The organism is Vibrio sp. 10N.261.51.C6, assembly GCF_041471785.1.
In the GTDB taxonomy this organism is placed as follows: Bacteria; Pseudomonadota; Gammaproteobacteria; order Enterobacterales; family Vibrionaceae; genus Vibrio; species Vibrio crassostreae_C.
Genome location: NZ_JBFRPB010000049.1, coordinates 69,200 through 89,760 on the forward strand (window position 1 = coordinate 69,200; position 20,561 = coordinate 89,760).

A 20,561-nucleotide genomic window follows, 5' to 3' on the forward strand; every position below is an offset into this window, starting at 1 on the left:
CATGGGTATGAACCCGATTAAGCTTTATGTTCCTGGTTACATTTCCATTCACATGGCACTTCATAAATCAGCTCTTCAATCGAGGTTGGGTTTAGAACCCACTCTTCATCAATATTGAACTTGCTGACCATCTGCGTGTTGAAAAGCTGCCAATGCTTAAGTAGGACATCTTCAGGAGAGGTGACCATATCGCCTTCATTCCAAGTGCTTTCCATAAAGGGAGTGAGGCATACAGCGCCGTTTGCGTACATGATCATTTGCCATTTAACTTCGTAAATGTTGATCATTTTGTCTGGGTTAGCTGCATTGTACTCAGCAGCAAGCCCGTTAATCTCTTTTTCAACATCGCCGACATTGTCGATGAAGTAATCAACTAGGTTGTCTTCTTGGCGAACAGAGTCTGAAATAAGCTGCATTGGCCTACGTGAGTGAATCATGTTGGTGAACAGACGCATGCTAAACAGGTAGATAGCGATATTTGGCGCAACATCTTTTGGCAGCTCTTCCATAATCTTACTGATGTAAGACTGAAAATAATCGTGTAAACAATCACTTATTGCATGCCAAATCTTTTCTTTGCTACCAAAGTGGTGGCGGATAAGGCTATGCGAGACGCCTGCCTTTTCACTGATGTTTCGCAGTGATACACGATCGTAGCCAAAGTCACAGAACATGTCTGCGGCAACGCTCATGATCAAAAAACGCGTCTCTTCGGCGTCTTTTGCACTTCTTCTACCTTGCTTCTTTTCGGTCATCTTCATTTCACATAATTACCTGATTACAACATTCTACACTGTTTTTACTGAAATAAAAAATACTGCACAAGTGGAAAGTAAAGCTTGAGAATTATTTAATATTAAATATACTGCCCACCTGTGTAATAAATCATAATAATTAAACGGAGAGGCATCATGCAGTTCAATTTGTCTATCAATGCCATATCGAGCAAGCGCATGGGATCTGTTATTGCAGCACTATTGCTCGCAGGCTCTCTAACTGGATGTGACAAAGTTCAGTCAGAGGAAAATGTGCAGGTAATCAAGCCAGTCAAGCTGTTCGAAATCCCACAACAGACTGATATTGATCTCGATAGCTTCATTGCAAAGGTTGATGCAACCGACCGTGCGGCACTTTCTTTCCAAGTGGGTGGAGATATAGAAACCTTCGATGTTCGTATGGGACAAGAAGTGAAGAAAGGTCAGGTGTTAGCCGTATTAGACGCGACGGATTACCGTATTGCCGTTGACGCAGCCCAAGCTAAATTTGATCTGGCGAACAGCCAATACAAACAAGCTTCTGAGTTGTATGCGAAAAAACTGGTCAGTACCGATTACTACGACCAAGCCGTAAACACCTTTACTGCCGCTGAAGTTGAGTTGGACCAAGCAAAAACAAACCTTGGCTACACCACCTTAGTTGCTCCATTCGATGGCGTGGTATCGATGGTGTTTGGAAAGCAATATCAATTGATCGCAGAAAAGCAGCCTGTACTGAATATTTTGAATCACAGTGAAATGGATGTGACGTTTTCAATTCCAGTATCAAAGCTTGAAGACCGTTCTATTCAAGACCTAACGAGCTCAAACATGTGGGTTGTGATGGACAGCCACCGCGGCATTCGTATCCCGACTCGCTTTAAAGAAATCTCAACGCAACCAGATGAAGATACCAACAGCTACCAAGCGGTTGTGTCTATCGAAAAGCCAGAAGGCATCAATCTACTTTCTGGTATGACAGCGCAAGTTGAAGTTCAGAAAAGTAAATCTGACTACGGCATTGGTATTGTGGATTCAGCTTGGTTAAACAAAGACGTAGGCCATGGTGAACTATGGCGTTATAACCCTGACTCTCAACTGATTTCTAAAGTACAAGTCCTTCTTGATGAGCAAGGCAAGGTTATCGACGGATTGTCGTCTGGTGACCTTATCGTTGAAGCGGGTGTGGATGTGTTATCAGACGGACAACAAGTAAAAGCTTGGCTTCGTGAGGGCGGTATTTAATGAACCTTTCAAAATTATCAGTTGTTGTCGCGTCGGTTCTGTTACTTCAAGCCTGTAACAATGAAGCTGTACACCGTGAACAACCACCTTTGTTGGTTTCTACCTTTGAAGTTGGCGCACCGCTTACTAATCAGTTCAGAAGTTTTAATGGACAGGTGATGCCAGCTGAATTGACTCCCTTGGCATTTAAGCTAGCAGGCGAGATTCAACAAGTATTAGTAGAAGCGGGCGACAATGTCGAAAAAGGGCAGTTATTAGCCACCTTAGATAACGCAACGTACGTACAAGATCTGACTGATGCTCAATCTCAATTCAAACTGGCAAGCAAGCAGTTAGCCCGTGGTACGGAGATGTTTGGTAGCAAGATGTTGTCGCAGTCAGAGCTAGACCAACTAACGGCTAACTATAAGCTCGCATCGGCGAATTTGGCGGCGGCGAAACGCAAGCTGAGTTACACAGAACTTTTAGCGCCGTTCTCAGGAACAGTTTCAACTGTCGATAAGCAACGATTCGAAAATACGACGCCTGGAGAAACACTACTGAGTGTGTACCAGAACGACAAGGTGTATGTGCGAATTCAAGTATCAGATTCGATCTTGGCGTCAATTAGCCCAGACATGCGTTCAAATAGCTATCGTCCTGAGGCGACCTTTGGCGGTCACACAGGCCAATATCCACTGACGTATCTAGAACACACCAGTGAACTGCACCCACAATCCCGTACCTACGAGTTTTGGATGCAGATGCAGCAGCCTGAAAGTGAAATTCTGCCGGGCACGAGCGTTACGGTCAATGTAGATATGGCGAAAGCGGGCCTGAGCGATGTTCAAGGCTACCAGTTACCAATGACAACACTAGAAGCGGGCTCTGAAGCGAATCAGTTCTATGTGTGGAAAATGGAAGACGGACAAGCATTCAAAAGCGAAGTAGAAGTCGACAAGATCAGTGGCCAAGGCGCACTCATCGCTCATGGTGTTGAGCAAGGTGAGCTACTCGTAAATTCGAATTTAAGAAAACTCCGTGACGGAATCCAATTGTCAGGAAAAGCAGAATGAACATCGCAGAATATTCAATAAAGAACAAAGTAATCAGCTGGCTGTTTCTAGTCATTTTGGCCATTGGCGGTGTGACGTCTTTTGGTAATCTATCCCGTTTAGAAGACCCAGCTTTTACCATTAAAGATGCAATGATTATTTCAACTTACCCTGGCGCTACGTCAATGGAAGTTGAAGAAGAGCTGACTTACCCACTAGAAAAAGAGATAAGACAGCTTCCGTACATCGACAAGATTACCTCGACATCATCGAACGGTATGTCCCAAATTATGGTCAGTATGAAGATGGACTACGGTCCAGACGAGCTGCCTCAGATCTGGGATGAAATGCGCCGTAAGATCAACGATCTACAACCAACACTGCCAAGTGGTGTAAATTCCGTTCAGATCATCGATGATTTTGGTGATGTGTTTGGTGTGATGATCATGCTGACCGGTGATGGTTACGATTACGTTGAGCTCAAACAGTACGCAGATTACCTAACGCGTGAAATCGAACTGGTTGACGGTGTCGGTAAAGTTAGCATTGCAGGTGACCAACAAGAACAACTGTTTGTTGAGATGTCACTGGAACGCTTAGCCGCATTGAACCTAGATATGTCGACGGTGACAGCATTGCTAACACAGCAAAACAGTGTGGTATCGGCAGGCGAGGTGATGCTGAATGGTCAAAGCCTTACGATCAAGCCAAACGGCACCTTAAGCACGGTTGAAGAACTAGAAAACCTGATCATTCATGGTCGCGATACAGGTAACCTGATTCGCTTGAAAGATGTCGCTGAAGTAACTCGTGGTATTCAAGAAAAGCCGGGCAATGTATTAACGTACAACGGTAAACCAGCAATCAACTTGGGTATTGCGTTCTCTTCTGGTGTAAACGTGGTTGAGATTGGTAAAGCACTGGATGCGGAACTGGATCGCCTAGAAAGCATTAAGCCAGCGGGTGTAGAACTGAATTACTTCTACAACCAAGCGCAAGAAGTAGACAAATCTGTGGCTGACTTCTTAATCAGCCTAGTTGAAGCGGTAGCCATCGTTATCATTGTATTGTTGTTCGCAATGGGCTTACGCAGTGGTTTGATCATCGGTTTGGTTCTTCTATTGACGGTATTCGGTACCTTCATCCTGATGGATTACAACGATGTTGAACTGCACCGCATCTCTCTGGGGGCACTGATCATCGCGCTGGGTATGCTGGTGGATAATGCGATTGTTGTCGTTGAAGGTATTTTGGTGGGCTTGAAGAAAGGCAAAACCAAGCTTCAAGCAGCGAAAGACATCGTCAAGCAAACACAATGGCCACTGTTAGGTGCGACCATTATCGCTATCACAGCGTTTGCACCGATTGGTTTGTCGAAGGATGCGACAGGCGAATTCATGGGTTCACTGTTTTGGGTACTGTGTTTCTCACTGTTTTTGAGTTGGGTAACTGCACTAACACTAACGCCATTCCTTGCCGAGATGTTGCTTAAAGAAGAAGACAAGGTTGATGAGAACGAAGACCCATACAAAGGCATTCTGTTTGTGGTATTCGGTGCGTGTCTGAAAGTAGCACTTCGATTTAGATGGCTTACTGTAGTTAGTATGGTCGCTCTATTAGCAGTTTCTGTCGTCGGTTTTGGTATGGTGAAGCAGCAGTTCTTCCCGCCGTCAAATACCCCAATGTTTTACGTAGACATGTGGATGCCAGAAGGCACCGATGTTCGTGAAACCATCAAGCAGACAGAAAAAGTTGAAAGCTACATTCGCCAGCAAGACGACGTGGAGTTTGTAACGACAACGGTTGGGCAGGGCATGCAACGTTTCGCACTGACTTACCAACCAGAGAAAAGCTACGAAGCGTACGCCCAGTTACAAGTAAGAACCACTGACCGCGACACTATGTTTAAGGCTCTAGCGGCGCTAGACAAAGACTTAGCGAACGAATTTGAGCAACCAACGTTCCAGTTCAAGTTGATTGAGTTTGGTCCGTCACCCGCTTCAAAAATTGAAGCGCGTATTATCGGTGCCGATCCACAAGTACTGCGTAACATTGCAGTTGAAGTCGAAGACATCTTGCTTGCCGATCCAGGCTCTCGAAATGTTCGTCATGACTGGCGTGAACGCACTAAAGAACTTGTACCACTGTTCAACGAATCTAAGGCTCGTCGCCTAGGCATTTCAAAAACTGACTTGTCTGAGACATTACAGATGGCGTTTGGCGGTTACAACATCGGCCTACTGCGTGATGGTACTCATATGTTACCTATCGTGGCGCGTTTACCGGAAGAAGAGCGTTTTGATTTCGAATCGCTAAACAATGTGAAGATTTGGAGCCCATCACTACAAACTTACATCCCAGTTGAGCAAGTGATTGATGGCGTAGAGCTTCAATGGTCTGAGCCACTGATTCAGCGTCGCGACAGAAAACGTACGCTAACAGTATTGGCTGACCACGATGTTCTTGGTGATGAAACGCCAGCGAGTCTGTTTGCTCGTGTGAAACCAAAGGTAGAAGCATTAGATTTACCAGAAGGCTACAGCATTAGCTGGGGTGGTGAGTACGAAAGCTCTAAAGATGCGCAAGAATCTCTGTTTGGTTCACTGCCAATGGGTTATTTGCTGATGTTTATCATCACGATGCTTCTGTTTAACTCGGTTCGTAAGCCGCTTGTGATTTGGTTTACGGTTCCACTCTCTATCATTGGTGTTTCAATTGGTCTGTTAGGTACCAATATGCCATTCAGCTTCACAGCGTTCCTTGGCTTATTGAGTCTAAGCGGCATGATTTTGAAGAACGGCATTGTACTGCTTGACCAGATCAACAGTGAGCTATCAACAGGTAAAGACCCATATTTAGCGGTTGTCGACAGTGCGATTAGTCGTGTACGACCGGTATCTATGGCAGCATTAACGACTATCTTGGGTATGATTCCTTTGGTATTCGATGCATTTTTCGGCTCGATGGCGATTACCATCATGGCAGGCTTAGGCTTTGCTACCGTACTAACGCTAATAGTAGTACCGGTGATGTTCGCTATTTTATATAGAATCAAACCGTCCACTGCGGGTTATTAGGGAATGATATAAAACAGATTCTTTTAAGCCAGCCCAGTCAAATTTGACTGGGTTTTTTATGCGTGTTGTCCCGTCCTGAAATGTGTTGACACGTGAGAGCGGTAAGAGGGTACGAATAGGCAAGCATTAAAAAATCCGCTACTCAATGGGCAAGCGGCTTTAAGAACAATAGGGCGATTCTAAATTGCTAGCCGTATGTCTAACTCAATCGGCTTTGGCATGGCTAAGTGATAACCTTGATACATATCGAAGCCTAAATTTTGCATCGCTGCGAGTTGTTGTTGGGTTTCTATCCCTTCGATTACCGTCTTCGCACCGATTTGAGTAGCAAGCTTTAGGGCCAACTCCATTTCACTTGTGTCGCCTTGTTCAAAATCCAACATCACAGAGCGATCTATCTTGATGATATGAGGATTAATATGGCGAACCCGCTGTTCTGTTGACGCTTGTGTTCCGAAATCATCAACAGCGATTTGAAAACCATTTTCCGCCAATGAATGGGCTGCGTCTTTCAAACGTTCTTCACTCTCTACATTAAGCTCGACCAACTCCATCACAATTTGTTCGCACGATAAGTTAAGCTCATGCAGGCGCTTAGCTAACAAGCTATCGCTCACTTTCTCTGCGGCAAATAACTCGCCAACATTAGGAAGAACATTCAAGAAAAGGTGTAAATGACGAATAGTCGACTGTGCGAAGTTGCGTATATGAATGGCTCGGCTCAGCCTCTCGACATTAATTTTGTCTGTGCATGAGGTTTCGTCGGAATGAAAGAAGTGATCAGGGCGAACAATGGCACCTTTGCTGTTCGAAATTCGAACTAAAGCCTCTACACCTATCTGAGTCATAGAAGAATCAAATATAGGTTGGTAGACACTTCTAAGTGTTAGGTCTTGATATTTCGCAATAAACTGCATATCGGCATCCACAGATATACAGCTAATAAATTCACTTCTGTCTGATAAAATCATAGTCGCTAATAAAGGTGTTTATTTAATGACGAGAATATACGTCACGGCTGTCACAATATTGACAGGTGTTACTAAATTGTCAATTAATAAAAATTCATTTGTAACGTCAATATTTAAATTAATATAACTAACGAAAAATCAGCATGATAAATGACATTAACCATTAAATTTACTTATCATTGACTGTGTTTGATAGTTTAAGTGAATCTAATGGCTGAGTAACGTCTCACATATTAACCCCAACCAATATAAGGCTAGAACGCTGATACACCAGAGAAAAGTAGTGTTAATGGCTTAAATTATGGGGGAGTGTCAAAGTTACATTATTAACAAACAACTCTGTTTGCATATAAATGATATCTACTTCTCAAAATATGAACGATGAGCTGATAAGTTATTATTTTATCGAAGATAAATTTTGATTGATTATTGGGTAGGGCTTGAGTTGGGTTTTATAAAATATTGGGATGGAGGTCTAACTATTTACTTTCAAGACTGATTAAAAAAGTTGACCCGTATTCTTACTGCCATTGAAGTACTGCGTAAAGTTGCAGGTATTTACGAACCAGTTGTTGATTTCCTGACCGCTTTAAAGGGTGTCCAAATTTAATGAAGCAAGGGCTGATTTTAAAATTATTATTTAAGTCAGTAGCGAATTGAGAATCACTCTCTCTTAGCGTGATACCTTGTTGGCTATATTCCGTGATCTCGTCTGGGAGTTCACCCATCCACCAATGCAATAATTCACCACTGTTTTTACTTCGGCTAATCCAATGGTCGGAGACAATGATCAAAACGTCATTGGGTTGAATGGAAAATCCATACTCTTGTTGCCAATTATGGATGTCCAACATTAACTTTCTACGACAGGTTTTCCCGGCGCTCACCATATGATGACTGATCATCCAAACGGTACCAATTTCGGAAGATATTCGGAAGTGTCGAGGCGTTTCGCCAGAAGAAAGCATTTCAAGTGGGCTGATGTTGCTTGCATGATTAAAGCTAACGAAGGTGTGCTCCATTCGGCGGGCAAATGCCTTACCTATATGGTGCTCACTGATCCCTTGATTGTGTACAGTAGGGTAGTGGCGTTCACAGAGCTTTAGGCAATCGTCTTGAAATTGATTAACGCTTTTAATCACTAGATCTAATAACAATGAAGTCCCTTATACACAGCTACTATCTTATTGATGGGCAATAGTACGGTAATTGCGGTTCCGTTACCTATCGTCAAAGTGCGAGTTCTTGATCTCTCTATCAAAATTAACCATTGCTGAGTGATTTTATGGATAGCACTGGCGCTCTACAGGTCTGTATTCTAAATTATGAGGAATTCTAGCTAGTTACCTCGACTATAGTCTAGTCAGCAAATCACAATTGATCTACTTACTCTTTATTTGGAAACATTCATGACCATTCAATTAGATTCGAAACAAAAATCTGAGCTTACTCATACGCTCCAAAAGTACCTGCAGGATGAACTTGATGTGGAGCTTGGTCAGTTCGACACGGAATTCTTGGTCGATTTCATAAGTAAAAAGTTTGGGGCGGTTTACTACAACAAAGGGATAGAAGACGCTCAAAAAGTCATGGAACGTAAAATGTTAGATATCTCAGATGAGCTTTACGAGATCGAACAAATCGTTGAAATCTAACGTTTAGCCCAAACTTGTTCAAATAATTTGAATAACTCGTTTAATTTGAAATGATGTTACCAATGTAAAGCTTGGTAAATAATATGTTACACAAACTTGGTGTAGGGTACGCTTTTCGAAACTACACTACTCGTTAACATTCGGAAGAGATGCATGGACAACAACGTTAGAAATTACAACCCTTTAGCAAGAGCGATGCATTGGATTTCAGCTCTCGCGGTATTTGGCTTATTTGGTGTAGGCCTGTGGATGGTTGATCTTTCATACTACAGCGAGTGGTACAAAACAGCGCCAGACTATCACCGCTCGGTAGGCATTCTTTTGGCTGCCGTTACCGTTATCCGCTTGGTCTGGAAACTAGTTACCGCGTCACCTAAAGTGGAAGGTAAAAGCTATGAAGTTGCAGCAGCGAAGATCGCTCACGGCTTCATGTACATCAACTTAGCGGTTTTGTTTATTTCAGGTTATTTGATTTCGACATCAGATGGCCGCGGGATAGAGGTATTCAATTGGTTCACTGTACCAAGTATGGGCGAACTGTTTGCAAACCAATCTGATCTCGCAGGTACGGTTCACTACTATGCTGCATGGGTACTGATCATTATGGCATCAGTGCACGCCTTAGCGGCGATAAAACACCACGTTATCGACAAAGACGATACGCTACGAAAAATGATAGGAGCTTCAAAATGAAAAAGTCAATTATCGCTACAGGATTAGCATTTGCTATGGCAATGCCTTTCGCTGCGAACGCCGCTGATTACGTGATTGATACAAAAGGTGCGCATGCTTCAGTTAACTTTAAAGTTAGCCACCTAGGTTATAGCTTTATCCAAGGCCGTTTTAACACATTCTCAGGTGATTTCTCATTTGATGAAAGCAACGTTGAAGCATCAAAAGTAAACGTAACTATTGATACAACAAGCCTTGATTCAAACCACGCAGAACGTGATAAGCATATCCGTAGCTCTGACTTCATTGATGCAGGTAAATTCTCTGATGCGACATTCAACAGCACAAAAGTGGTTGATAAAGGCAACGGCAAACTTGAAGTAATGGGTGACCTTAAGCTTCACGGCGTAACTAAGCCAATCGTTATCGAAGCTGAATTCATCGGTGCTGGTCAAGACCCTTGGGGCGGTGAGCGTGCTGGTTTCGTGGGTACAACTCGTCTAGAACTTGCTGACTTCAACATTCCAGTAATGGGCGCTTCAAGCTATGTAGACATGGAACTACACGTTGAAGGCGTAAAAAAGTAATCTAGCTTTCTAGCTCTCTGACAGGTATCAACATTATTTAGAAATATCAAAAGTTTGGTCGATACTAAATAGGTCAGCAGTTAGAAATAGAGAAAGGCGCAAAGTTTTCACTTTGCGCCTTTTTTATTGAGATAAATGGCAACGCGTTTAGGTCTGTTTTGTGTCAAACCGTTTAGTACGTTAAAAGCCACCATTTGCCTCTAGCCAGTCAACGTTGCCATGACTGAGTTATCTAATTGAACTACTAATCCCTAATAGTTCAACTTACGATTAGTTAAGCTGTTTCTAGTTCAGCTTGAGGAACCACGTTTAGTCGGTCACCGTAGATTGGACGCAGTGCTTGCATCACTTCAATGCGAGTCAACACACCCACCATCACGCCATTTTCTAACACTGGAAGCATATGTGGTTGGCTTACTTTCATCGCTTTTGCACGCTCTTCTAGAGAAAGAGATGTCAAGCGAGTTGCGAAGCCCATGCTTGTCGTCGGGTACAGTTGCTCTTTGTCGATGCATAGGAACTCAGCAACGTCTACTAGCTTGTCGTTTGCATCGATTGCCACAACGTCACGGCTCATTAGGTCTACGACTTTTTGGCCTTTAGTTGGGATGTAATCTTGGCACCAAAGGTCAACCATTACGTCATGAACAGAGAAGATACCCACTAGACGGCCTTCAACATCACAAACAGGAGCGCTAACAAGTTGCGCGTCTAAAAGTGTATCAATCGCGACTGATGTTGGCATTTCAACGCTCAATGTAATTGGTTGAGTGTTCATGATTTGCTTGATAGTAGTTGCTGTGTTCATTGTAATTTCCTTAACTGACGTAATTTCTGTTGTTTGTGTAATAGCGGTAATTTTTGCTGCTTTAAGTTGTGGGCGACGGTAGATACTCCAGTTGGCTAAGCCGACCAATACTGAACCACCTACGATGTTGCCGATTGTCACTGGTATTAAGTTTGCTGTGACAAATTGCATGACGTTTAAGTCTGCGTACTGCGCTGGTGTTGCACCGATTTGCATCCAGAAGCTTTCCGGGGCGAATGTTTGAATCGTGATGCCTAGAGGAACCATGAACATATTCGCCACACAGTGTTCAAAGCCTGAGCTTACGAACATTGCAACGGGTAACACGGTCATCATTGCTTTGGTCATTGCGTTAGCGGAGCTGAACGTTAACCAAATCGCTAAACACACCAACAAGTTACAAAGCACACCCAAAGCAAACGCTTGAACTGGGCTGTGGTGCAGCTTGTGTTGAGCAATGTTTAGAGCGTTTAAGCCCCATTGGCCGCCATCCAGTTGATATAAGCCTGCTGCGCTTACCAAAGCCAATAGGAACATGGCACCGATAAAGTTGCCGACATACACTTTGCCCCAGATAGACAGCATCTTAGTGAAGGTGATTTGCTTGTTAGCCCATGAGATGCTGGATAACACTGAGCTGGTAAATAGCTCACCACCGCAAATCACAATCAAGATCAAACCCATACTGAATGCAAGACCGCCGGCTAAGCGACTCAATCCCCATCCAGCATCAGCGCTGCCCGTGGTTACCGTGATGTAGAACAAAAAAGCAAGCCCGATGAATGCGCCAGCCATGATTGCCAAACTCAATGTCATGCTGCTGGTTTTATTTGCTTTACTTAATGCAAACTTCTCTGCTTCCGCCATCATTTCTGTTGGTGAGAACAGTTGATGATTTTCAGAAGTGCTGGTTGCCATATCCCCCCCTTGAACAATCCGTCATGTGTAATTCCTAGTGTTAATGACTTGGTTAATCCGTAATGGTTAATCAGTAATGTTTTGCAGGGCTCGTTGTGTCCTGCCATTCCAGATTAGGGCGTTGATGGGTAGAGGTAAAATTGATAATTTTTAGAAACCACATCAAATTTATTGATATAGATTGGGTTACGCGTAGAATGAAATTGATTGCTCATTGGCTTTATAAAAAACGAGCATCAGGACACAAATAATTAAAAGCATTAAGGATGAATTTTGCGTTATTCATTAAAGCAACTCGCGGTATTTGATGCAGTAGCAGACTCCGGGAGCGTTAGTCAGGCAGCAGACAAATTGGCGTTGACTCAGTCGGCGACAAGTATGTCTCTTGCACAGTTGGAAAAAATGCTCGGCAGGCCTTTGTTTGAAAGGCAGGGCAAGCAAATGGCTCTTACTCATTGGGGGATGTGGCTAAGGCCTAAAGCGAAGCGTTTACTGCAAGATGCGCAGCAAATTGAGATGGGTTTTTATGAGCAGCATTTACTAAGTGGAGAGCTCAAACTCGGTGCAAGCCAAACACCAGCGGAACACCTAGTTCCTGACCTCATCAGTATTATTGATAACGACTTTCCTGAGATGCGAATCTCGCTCGGCGTACAAAGTACCGATGCGGTTATTGATGGCGTATTAGATTATCAATATGACTTGGGTGTTATCGAAGGTCGTTGTGATGACAACCGAGTTCACCAAGAAGTGTGGTGTACGGACCATTTAACGGTGGTTGCATCGGCTCATCACCCGTTTGCGAAGCGTGAACGAGTAAGCTTGGCGCAATTAGAACAAGCAAAATGGGTATTACGTGAACATGGTTCGGGTACTCGCAAAGTTTTTGATAGCTCTATTCACCATTTAATTGGTGATCTTGATGTTTGGCGAGAGTATGAACACGTTCCTGTTTTAAGAAGTTTGGTTGCAAACGGCCCATATTTAACGTGTTTACCTTATCTCGATGTCGAACAGTTTGTTGAGTCTGGTCAACTGGTCACATTAAATGTCCCTGAGCTTGAAATGGAAAGAACCTTGTCCTTTATTTGGCGTGCAGATATGTCTGAGAACCCACTTGCTGAGTGTATTAAGCGAGAAGGTAAGCGCATGATGAAAGGCAAGCCGTCGGTTCTGTAACGATAAATTGATAAAATACTGATAACCAAATATGTTGAATAAGCGATTTCGGTCTCTATCTAGTGATAAATACACATCTGCATACATTATTAATGTGATCGTGATCGGCTAAATAAGGGCTATCTTCCCATAGTATGCTTACTTGATTTTAAGTGAGGCTAAATCCGGTTGCGTTCAATTACGTAATTAGGCTTTAGAAATAGTATGAGTACATTAGTCGCGATTTCATTAACAACAGGTATTTTGTCAGGTCTATGGGGATGGATTGCTATCTCTTTCGGCTTATTGTCATGGGCAGGTTTCTTAGGTTGCACCAGTTACTTTGCTTCGCCAACAGGCGGCGTTAAAGGACTAGCAGGTAGCTTATTGACCAACATGACTGGCGTATTCTGGGCAATGGTGATTATCGAAAGCTCAACCTTCGCAGGGTTAGAGATTTTAGGCTACATGATTACTGCTATTGTGGCTTTCTTTATGTGTATTCAAGCGAAACAAGCGTGGCTAGGTTATATCCCAGGCACCTTCATTGGTTGCTGTGCGACGTTTGCTGCAGGTGGTGATTGGCAACTTGTAGTGCCATCTTTACTGCTTGGTGGTGTATTTGGATACTTGATGAAAGCAACGGGGCTATGGCTTCACGAGAAATCGACTCAATCTTCGGAAGTTGTTGAACAACACGCTAAACAGGCAAAGGCTTAATTCGTTAACCTAACCTCAGTTTAGTCACTGTGAACTCTTGCAAGAGAACCCCCAATTAATTTGTATATCGATTTATACAGGCACACCGTTTGGTGTGCCTTTTTTGGTTGAGGCGACTAGCTAAATATTTCATCAGTAGAGCAACTGATAGCATCTATAAAACAAATTATGTTTAGGTATTTCCATTCGCCATGGTGATCACGCGTTTTAATGTCCACCTTAATAAAAGCGGAATGCATTCTTGTCCTTGATTCTCGCAATGAGAAACAATGGCGAGTGCAAGGTCGGGTTTTGCATGTTTCTTCAATACCTTGGCAACCACTTTCTTTGGAGGGATAGGGTGATCGTATGGAATCTTAACCATGTCACGGAAAAAGCTCTCAAATCCATTCATATATAGGTAATGCTCGATATCTTTATCTGGCAGTTCCGTGAGTCGATGTCTTTCCTGATCATTACCAAGCTTCGATAGCACCGTTGCTGCGTATTTTTTACCCGCCGCATCGCCGTCAGTTACCACATGCCAATCGATGCCAAACTCTTGCGCGACCTTAATCAGTGCCTTAAGTCCTGATTGGGCGAACTCAATAATCTGCACACCTTCTGCTGCTAGGTTATAGCCACATTGGTTGGCAAGTTCATTGAACAACCAAACCTCGGTTTCACCTTCTACTAATAGCCAACAGCGAGCAAATAGTGCCCCAGAGCGGTGGAAGCGGATATGAAAACCAATTCGTCGAAGTTCATCCTTACTGAAATGGTTCATGTTGAGTTGATTGGCGATGGTTTTGTCTGACTGACGAACCAAGCGACGAATCGATTGAAGTGGGACCGCCGCAAGTAGGTCGCCACTGTTGGTGGTCAGGATTTTCTGCATGGGCAATTTCTGCATCAAGCTCCAAGCCCTTGCCAAGTGTGTTGGGTGCAATCGACCTTCTGGATCTTCAAGGATCAACAGAGGGCGCGCACATCGCCTTAAGTCGTTTGGCCCTTTAGCTTGTAGATAAGCGTTAAGTAACCCCATGAATAATAAGCGAGTTTGTTTGTTCTTGGTCTCTTCGACGAGTTGATGAATACTCTGATCATTGGTACCCGCAGAATAAAGCAATCCGTCTCGCTGTTTTCTAGGGTTACGACGAGAAGTACTTTTGAAAGAAAAATAGTGCTCAATCAAACTTTGCATCGACTCTAGGCTACTGCGCATTTCACCTTTATTAACATGTCCGGGTATCGCCATAAGACGGCGGCAGGTGTTGTCTATTCGTTTTTCTATTCTTGCTTGTCGACCATTACCGTTATTGGCGCCGTTTCCATTTGTTGTGCCATTGCTCGTGTGATGGTTCCCGTTCCCGTTTGAATTTGCATTAGTTGCGTGAACATTAGTCGGCAGGTGAGCATTGTGGTTAAGGGACTTGCCGTTGAAAGGACGATCAAAGTGCCTTGCATCACGCAAACGGATAACGGGATGTAAGGTCATTAATTCTTGAGCAAGCTTTTCTGAATGATGAAGCTTGAGCGGATTACCGTCCAAACCAAGAAATGCATAGTGTGTTGTTGTCTCATACTGTTCTAACGTCGCGCTGATGCGATAGTAGATGCGAAATACGCCAAATTCATCTTGAACCCAAATAGGTTTGAGTTTGCGATAACGACCTGCGTTAAGTTCGCTCTTATCGTTAGCTTTTAAAGCGAGAACAATTTGAAGATGTTGAGACTGCGGGTGTGAAACAGAGTAATCGACATGAAAATCGGTCATTTCAAAGTGATATGGCACACCGTCTGAGGGCAGAATGACGGAAAGGGCATCCAATAATGAAGACTTACCCCAAGTATTTTCACCAATAAGCGTGGTTAGCTCGTCAAACGCGAGTGACATGCGCTTGATACCTCGAAAGCCAGAAATCTCGATTCTTTCTAGTTGCATAGGCTTACTCCTAACGGAAGGCTCTGCTAATTATTTGAAAGCTAACAGATATCTTTAATCATAATCGAAAAATCCAAATCCGGTATGCTCACCTGTCACAAAACCCGTTGTTTATTAATACGGTGCAAAATGAGATTTTTGATCTATCTCGAGTATTTTTTTGCAGTGCAGTTTCATAAAATTCACGATTCTGTCATGATTCTCGACCTAGTATGAAGGGACAAAGAGAGAAGAAAATATGACTAAAAAGAATAAGCCGACAAAAATAGTGTTGGCACACATCAACGACACCCACTCATACTTTGAACCAACCTCGTTACAGCTATCACTTAAAATGAACAACCACATCATTGAACCTTATGTCAGTGCTGGTGGCTTTGCTCGAATTTCAACACGCTTCAAACAAATAGAACAAGATGCCCAGCGTCAGAAGGTTGGAACCTTGTTCTTGCACGCTGGTGACTGCTTCCAGGGCACGTTGTACTTTTCCTTATTCAAGGGAAAAGCCAATGCCGATTTGTTGAATGCCCTTAATATAGATGCCATGACGCTCGGTAATCACGAGTTAGACATGGGTAATGAGCCCGTTGCGATTTTCGCGAAAAGAATCAAATTCCCGCTGTTGGCCGGTAACTGGAATCTATCGAATGAGGATATCAATAAAACTCATACGCTAGCGGACAACGACATTGTTAAGCCTTATCTGCCTGAAACACGAAGTGCTTCTTTTATAACGAAAGAGTTTGATGGCGAGAAGGTCGCAATATTCGGCTTAAGCATCGACAAGATGGCAGGCATCGCTAACCCAGATATCGATACACCGTTTGAAAATGCTTTGGAAACAGCAAAAGGGACCATTGAGCAAATCCATCAAGCAGGTATCAACAAGATTGTGTTACTTAGCCATCTTGGTTACGAAGCTGATTTAGAGTTAGCAGCCAACGTAACAGGTATTGGTGTCATCGTTGGTGGTCATAGTCATCGCTTACAAGGTGATTTCTCTGATATCGGCTTAGTTAAAGATGATGAATACGGTGTGAAAATTGGCGATACCTATGTTGTGCAAGCGGGTTTCCACGCCATGAGCTTAGGACACTGCGAAATCGAGTTCGATTCTCAAGGCAAAGTGACGCACTTCAATGGTAAAAACGAACTGTTATTAGGCCGTCGACTCTTTATAGACGCGAAACTGAGTGAAGTAGGGCAAGACGATGCCCACGATATGGCGTGTGAGTTTTTAAACAATCACCCTAATATTGCAGTGTGTAAGAAAGATCCTGAGCTGCAGAGCATTCTGACGGATAAATACCAGCCGCGAGTTCGAAAGCTTCAGCAACAAGTGATTGCTCATGCAGACACTAAACTTCGCCATGTACGTATTCCAGATGCTAAAGGCCCGAGTCAACTAGCCCCCTTGGTTGCTCAATCATTTCACCATCTAATGAACAAGAAAGGGCATCAGGTTGACTTTGCCATTCACAACGCCGGTGGTGTAAGAAATTCACTGAATAGCGGCGATGTCTCTGTTGCCGATATTGCCGGAAAACTACTACCGTTTGCCGTACCTATTGGTGTGTATGAAGTAAAAGGTGAAACGATCGCTGGCATGCTTGAAGGTGCAATCAATAACGCGATTGATAATGGTGTCGTGGGCACAGGTTCAGGTAGCTTTCCTTATACACATAATTTGAGGTTTTGTTACCACAAAGAAGCGCCTATAGGACACAGGATTCACCATCTAGAAATTCACTCTGATGATTCAGGTTGGCAAGCTGTTTCTCGCAACCGTATTTACCGGGGCGCGTCGTCAGCCTATACAATGAAAGGCAAAGAGGGCTATAACGCTGTGTTGGATATGATCGGTGATGGCACGGTCACCACTGACTCTATGGCAGACTGCTTCATCGAGTTTCTGCAAGACCACCCAGAGTCGCTTCAACTCAATGAACCGTTGAATTGTATGGAGTGTTTTAGATAACTAAAGCTGATACTGATATTTAACACTATTACTTTGGGTTATTTATAAAATTGGCATTGTTTATGCTTTATCTCTGCAGGTCGCCTTCTTGTGGAGATATGCATGGATAAGAAAGATTGGTTAGATGCGGTAGCGGTTGTCGGTTGGGTATCAGTTTGGTCAGCGTTAGTGTATTTAATACCTGCCGCAGGGCTGTAAATTGCTCTTTTTGCAACTTCATTACGCAGTGCAATAGTGTGTTTGACTTGCGAATTTATTCTTAGAATCAATTCGCGTGTTTATTTGACAAAGTGGCATCAATCAGAAAGGAGCGTTTGCTCCTTTTTTGCTTTTTCCGTGCAAATTTATATAGACGAAACACAACCAGAGGATTATTATCCACGCGTTTGGGGAGTAGTTAGCGCAAGTTTACATATCGTCATCTCGTTAGGCCAAGAGTCTATCCGGTATGTAAAAGTGAAATCCCATATTTCACTTCAACGAGACCAACGCAATCACAGTCAAGATCCGTAATGGAGCTTGATATGCTTTGTTTGCGGAAGGTCTTTGTACAGTTCTTCCGCCCGGAGGAATAATGAACTCAACTCAATCTCTATTATCTACCAATAGTGAATCCTTTTTTTCATCGCCAATCATGACGACTTATGCGGGCTTTTTCCTGCTAACGGTTATTCTCGTCTCTATTGATATCTATCAGACTCGTGGCGGTAACGTTACTATCAAGAAAGCGGCAATCTGGAGTGTTTTCTGGTTTGTACTTGCGTTTTTGTTTGCTGGCTCGATTTACCTATTTTGGGACATTTATGCGCCGAACAGTGACTACACAGCGCAAAAAGCAACCGTGTCATTCATTACGGGTTACTTGTTAGAAAAATCCCTTAGCGTAGACAACTTGTTTGTTTTTGCGATGATCTTTGCTCAATACCAAGTTCCTGAGCATCTAAGACCTCGTGCGCTTCTTTGGGGCGTAATTGGTGCATTGGTGCTTCGTGCAATTATGATCGCACTAGGCGCACAGCTATTGGCGGAATATCACTGGGTGCTTTACGTGTTCGCTGCGTTCTTGATTGGTACAGGTATTAAGCTGGCATTAGACAAGGGCGAAGAGGAGAGTGTGAATACTCTGCCTGAAAAGCTACTTCGTAAAGTGATGCCGGTAACAGAGGACTTCCATGGCCCTGCATTAATGGTTAAACAGGGTGCTAAATGGGCATTCACTCCAATGATGTTGGTCATCGGTGCGATCGCAGTCATGGACGTGATGTTTGCATTAGACTCTATCCCTGCGATCTTTGCGGTAACACAAGAACCGTTCTTGGTACTTGCGGCTAACGTGTTTGCGTTACTTGGTCTTCGCTCGTTGTATTTTGTACTGCAAGGTATGATGGACAAGTTCATCTATTTGAAACCCGCGCTTTCATTCATCATGGTGTTCATTGGTGTGAAAATGCTTCTGGTTGATAGCGAGTGGGCTATCCCAACTTACTGGTCATTGGCGGTATTGGTTTCTACGATGACGATTGCGGTTATAGCGTCGGTTTATGCGAAGAAGCCAGGCATTGAACAAGTAAATTAAAAACAAATATAACTTATCGAAAAGTCGATAATGAACACGTGGCTGATGAAGTGGAAAATTAATTTATGTAAATTTTCTGTGACATTGGCCACTGTTGTTTGCGGGGTATTTGTACTAAATGCATGATTTAAACACTATATTGAATTTGTACTCACATAATCTGCATATCTATTTTGTGACATTGTTAATGGTTTGTTTTATTAGAAAAACTAATCCCAAAATCTAATTTTAGTCATTTTTTAACCTGCAAAAGATCACCTATTATTCTTGTCATCAGAACGAAACACATTAATAAATTTATAGAGAGGCAATCATGGCTCAAGCAGTACAAATGAATACTATCGCTGTTCCTAACTCTATGGATAAGAAAACCTACTCGGTTAACTTCAAAGGATTGATTGCACACATTTTCGATATTCTTTTCGTAGACAACTCTCCACGTAGTTACTACGCAAGCGACCTATCTGGTCACATGCAACGCGATATCGGTATTAACCGTTAATCTCAGCGTTAACATGTAAATATAGAATTTTAAGAAAACGCCAGCTTCTAAAGCTGGCGTTTTTGTATCTGAAATAAACTCAATCTCTTCGTAAACTAAGCACCTGAAAGAAAAACCTAGGCATAACGGTCTGTATTTGAGCGCCATTCAATTCGCTTTGTACAAGGATCTCGGTATGTCACACGCCAAACGCAATTCATCATTGATTAAACTTTGTTTATTTGCCTTACCGATCGGCTTCTATTCCTCAGTGTCGCTTGCACAAACCTGGAGTAATGAAGGCCAGCCCGCACAGGTTATCGAGCTCTTCACCTCTGAAGGTTGTTCAAGTTGTCCTCCCGCTGATCAGTACCTCAGTACTTTTGAAAACCATCCAAAACTTTGGACACAAGTTATTCCGCTTGCCTATCACGTCGATTATTGGGATTACTTAGGTTGGGGCGACAAGTTCGCGAGTAAGGCGTTTAGTCAGAAGCAACGCTTGTACAAAGCTTATGGAGTAACAAGTGGGGTTTACACACCCGGCTTTGTTGTCGATGGAAAAGAGTGGCGCGGTTACTTTAACTGGTTAGACAGAACGTTGCCTTCGCTTAAACAACAAAATAACCCCAAGCTAACGGTCAACTATAAAGGCGATACGTTCAGCGTAAGTTACGAAGGCAAAGGGGATTATGTTGCTCATATAGCTTTGCTGGCGATGAACGAAGTCACCAGCGTTAAGGCGGGCGAGAACAGGGGTAAGAAACTCGAACATGATTTTGTTGTGGTTTACGATGGTTATCAGCGTGGTGAGTCTGAATGGCAATTTAATATCAATTTTGAGCCACTTGTCGCTACACCAGACGCAGTCGCTGTTTGGTTAACCGAGCCGAATTCGTATGCATCGGAACAAACGGTAGCAGGTTGGCTGAACTAACTGCAACCCACGACAATTGTGTAGCTGGAATACTCTTAGACGAAGTTGGTACGGCGAGTATCGAG

General features: G+C 43.2%; 17 protein-coding genes. 12 read left to right on the plus strand and 5 right to left on the minus strand.

Annotated features, from left to right (window positions below; genetic code table 11):
• Positions 1–17: 17 nt before the first annotated feature.
• A complete protein-coding gene (locus tag AB4375_RS13230) occupies positions 18–761 on the minus strand; it encodes a TetR/AcrR family transcriptional regulator (protein ID WP_017069888.1) in 744 nt (247 codons plus the stop codon).
• A 150-nt stretch (positions 762–911) separates the two neighbouring features.
• Between AB4375_RS13230 and AB4375_RS13235 the strand changes: the two genes are divergently transcribed.
• Genes AB4375_RS13235 through AB4375_RS13245 form a run of 3 tightly spaced genes read left to right on the plus strand, consistent with a single transcriptional unit; the run spans position 912 to position 6,111 of the window.
• Positions 912–2,000 (plus strand): efflux RND transporter periplasmic adaptor subunit, encoded by a 1,089-nt coding sequence (locus AB4375_RS13235; protein WP_372051766.1) that lies wholly within the window; start codon positions 912–914, stop codon positions 1,998–2,000.
• Complete coding sequence (locus AB4375_RS13240; RefSeq protein WP_372051767.1) at positions 2,000–3,055, plus strand: efflux RND transporter periplasmic adaptor subunit; 1,056 nt, start codon at positions 2,000–2,002, stop codon at positions 3,053–3,055. The genes AB4375_RS13235 and AB4375_RS13240 overlap by 1 nt, the downstream gene beginning before the upstream one ends.
• Positions 3,052–6,111, plus strand: coding sequence for an efflux RND transporter permease subunit (locus tag AB4375_RS13245; RefSeq protein ID WP_372051769.1), 3,060 nt, complete (start codon positions 3,052–3,054; stop codon positions 6,109–6,111). The genes AB4375_RS13240 and AB4375_RS13245 overlap by 4 nt, the downstream gene beginning before the upstream one ends.
• A gap of 179 nt (positions 6,112–6,290) precedes the next feature.
• Here AB4375_RS13245 and AB4375_RS13250 read toward each other — a convergent pair whose 3' ends face one another.
• Both AB4375_RS13250 and AB4375_RS13255 read right to left on the minus strand, forming a co-directional pair.
• Positions 6,291–7,028 carry an EAL domain-containing protein gene (locus tag AB4375_RS13250; protein WP_004730894.1) on the minus strand — a complete coding sequence of 246 codons (738 nt, stop codon included), beginning with the start codon at positions 7,026–7,028 and terminating at the stop codon, positions 6,291–6,293.
• Positions 7,029–7,603: 575 nt separating this feature from the next.
• Entirely contained in the window at positions 7,604–8,239 is a 636-nt protein-coding gene (locus AB4375_RS13255) for a hypothetical protein (RefSeq protein WP_017069925.1), read from the minus strand.
• Positions 8,240–8,491: 252 nt separating this feature from the next.
• On the opposite strand from AB4375_RS13255, the gene AB4375_RS13260 reads away from it, so the two are divergent.
• The 3 genes from AB4375_RS13260 (at position 8,492) to AB4375_RS13270 (ending at position 9,996) form a co-directional block, all read left to right on the plus strand.
• Entirely contained in the window at positions 8,492–8,737 is a 246-nt protein-coding gene (locus tag AB4375_RS13260) for a DUF2164 domain-containing protein (RefSeq protein WP_017059821.1), read from the plus strand.
• 153 nt (positions 8,738–8,890) lie between these two features.
• On the plus strand, positions 8,891–9,430 hold the full coding sequence (locus tag AB4375_RS13265) for a cytochrome b (protein WP_017067366.1): 540 nt from the start codon (positions 8,891–8,893) through the stop codon (positions 9,428–9,430).
• Positions 9,427–9,996, plus strand: a complete 570-nt coding sequence (locus tag AB4375_RS13270; protein ID WP_017064630.1) for a YceI family protein — start codon at positions 9,427–9,429, stop codon at positions 9,994–9,996. The genes AB4375_RS13265 and AB4375_RS13270 overlap by 4 nt, the downstream gene beginning before the upstream one ends.
• A 274-nt stretch (positions 9,997–10,270) precedes the next feature.
• Here AB4375_RS13270 and focA read toward each other — a convergent pair whose 3' ends face one another.
• A complete protein-coding gene (focA, locus tag AB4375_RS13275; protein ID WP_017064629.1) occupies positions 10,271–11,722 on the minus strand; it encodes a formate transporter FocA in 1,452 nt (483 codons plus the stop codon).
• Positions 11,723–11,995: 273 nt separating this feature from the next.
• Between focA and AB4375_RS13280 the strand changes: the two genes are divergently transcribed.
• On the plus strand, positions 11,996–12,901 hold the full coding sequence (locus AB4375_RS13280; protein WP_017064628.1) for a LysR substrate-binding domain-containing protein: 906 nt from the start codon (positions 11,996–11,998) through the stop codon (positions 12,899–12,901).
• 204 nt (positions 12,902–13,105) lie between these two features.
• Positions 13,106–13,600 carry a DUF1097 domain-containing protein gene (locus tag AB4375_RS13285; protein WP_017059817.1) on the plus strand — a complete coding sequence of 165 codons (495 nt, stop codon included), beginning with the start codon at positions 13,106–13,108 and terminating at the stop codon, positions 13,598–13,600.
• A 172-nt stretch (positions 13,601–13,772) separates the two neighbouring features.
• On the opposite strand, the gene AB4375_RS13290 is transcribed toward AB4375_RS13285, so the two are convergent.
• On the minus strand, positions 13,773–15,524 hold the full coding sequence (locus tag AB4375_RS13290; RefSeq protein ID WP_017059816.1) for an ATP-dependent endonuclease: 1,752 nt from the start codon (positions 15,522–15,524) through the stop codon (positions 13,773–13,775).
• Between the two features lie 238 nt (positions 15,525–15,762).
• Between AB4375_RS13290 and AB4375_RS13295 the strand changes: the two genes are divergently transcribed.
• From AB4375_RS13295 to AB4375_RS13310, 4 genes are all read left to right on the plus strand, one after another.
• Entirely contained in the window at positions 15,763–17,502 is a 1,740-nt protein-coding gene (locus tag AB4375_RS13295) for a bifunctional UDP-sugar hydrolase/5'-nucleotidase (protein ID WP_102333460.1), read from the plus strand.
• A gap of 574 nt (positions 17,503–18,076) precedes the next feature.
• Positions 18,077–19,078 carry a TerC/Alx family metal homeostasis membrane protein gene (locus AB4375_RS13300; RefSeq protein ID WP_017059813.1) on the plus strand — a complete coding sequence of 334 codons (1,002 nt, stop codon included), beginning with the start codon at positions 18,077–18,079 and terminating at the stop codon, positions 19,076–19,078.
• Positions 19,079–19,391: 313 nt separating this feature from the next.
• Positions 19,392–19,580, plus strand: coding sequence for a hypothetical protein (locus AB4375_RS13305; protein ID WP_017059812.1), 189 nt, complete (start codon positions 19,392–19,394; stop codon positions 19,578–19,580).
• 175 nt (positions 19,581–19,755) lie between these two features.
• Positions 19,756–20,496: a DUF1223 domain-containing protein gene (locus tag AB4375_RS13310; protein WP_372051771.1), complete on the plus strand. Its 741-nt coding sequence runs from the start codon at positions 19,756–19,758 to the stop codon at positions 20,494–20,496.
• Positions 20,497–20,561: the final 65 nt, after the last annotated feature.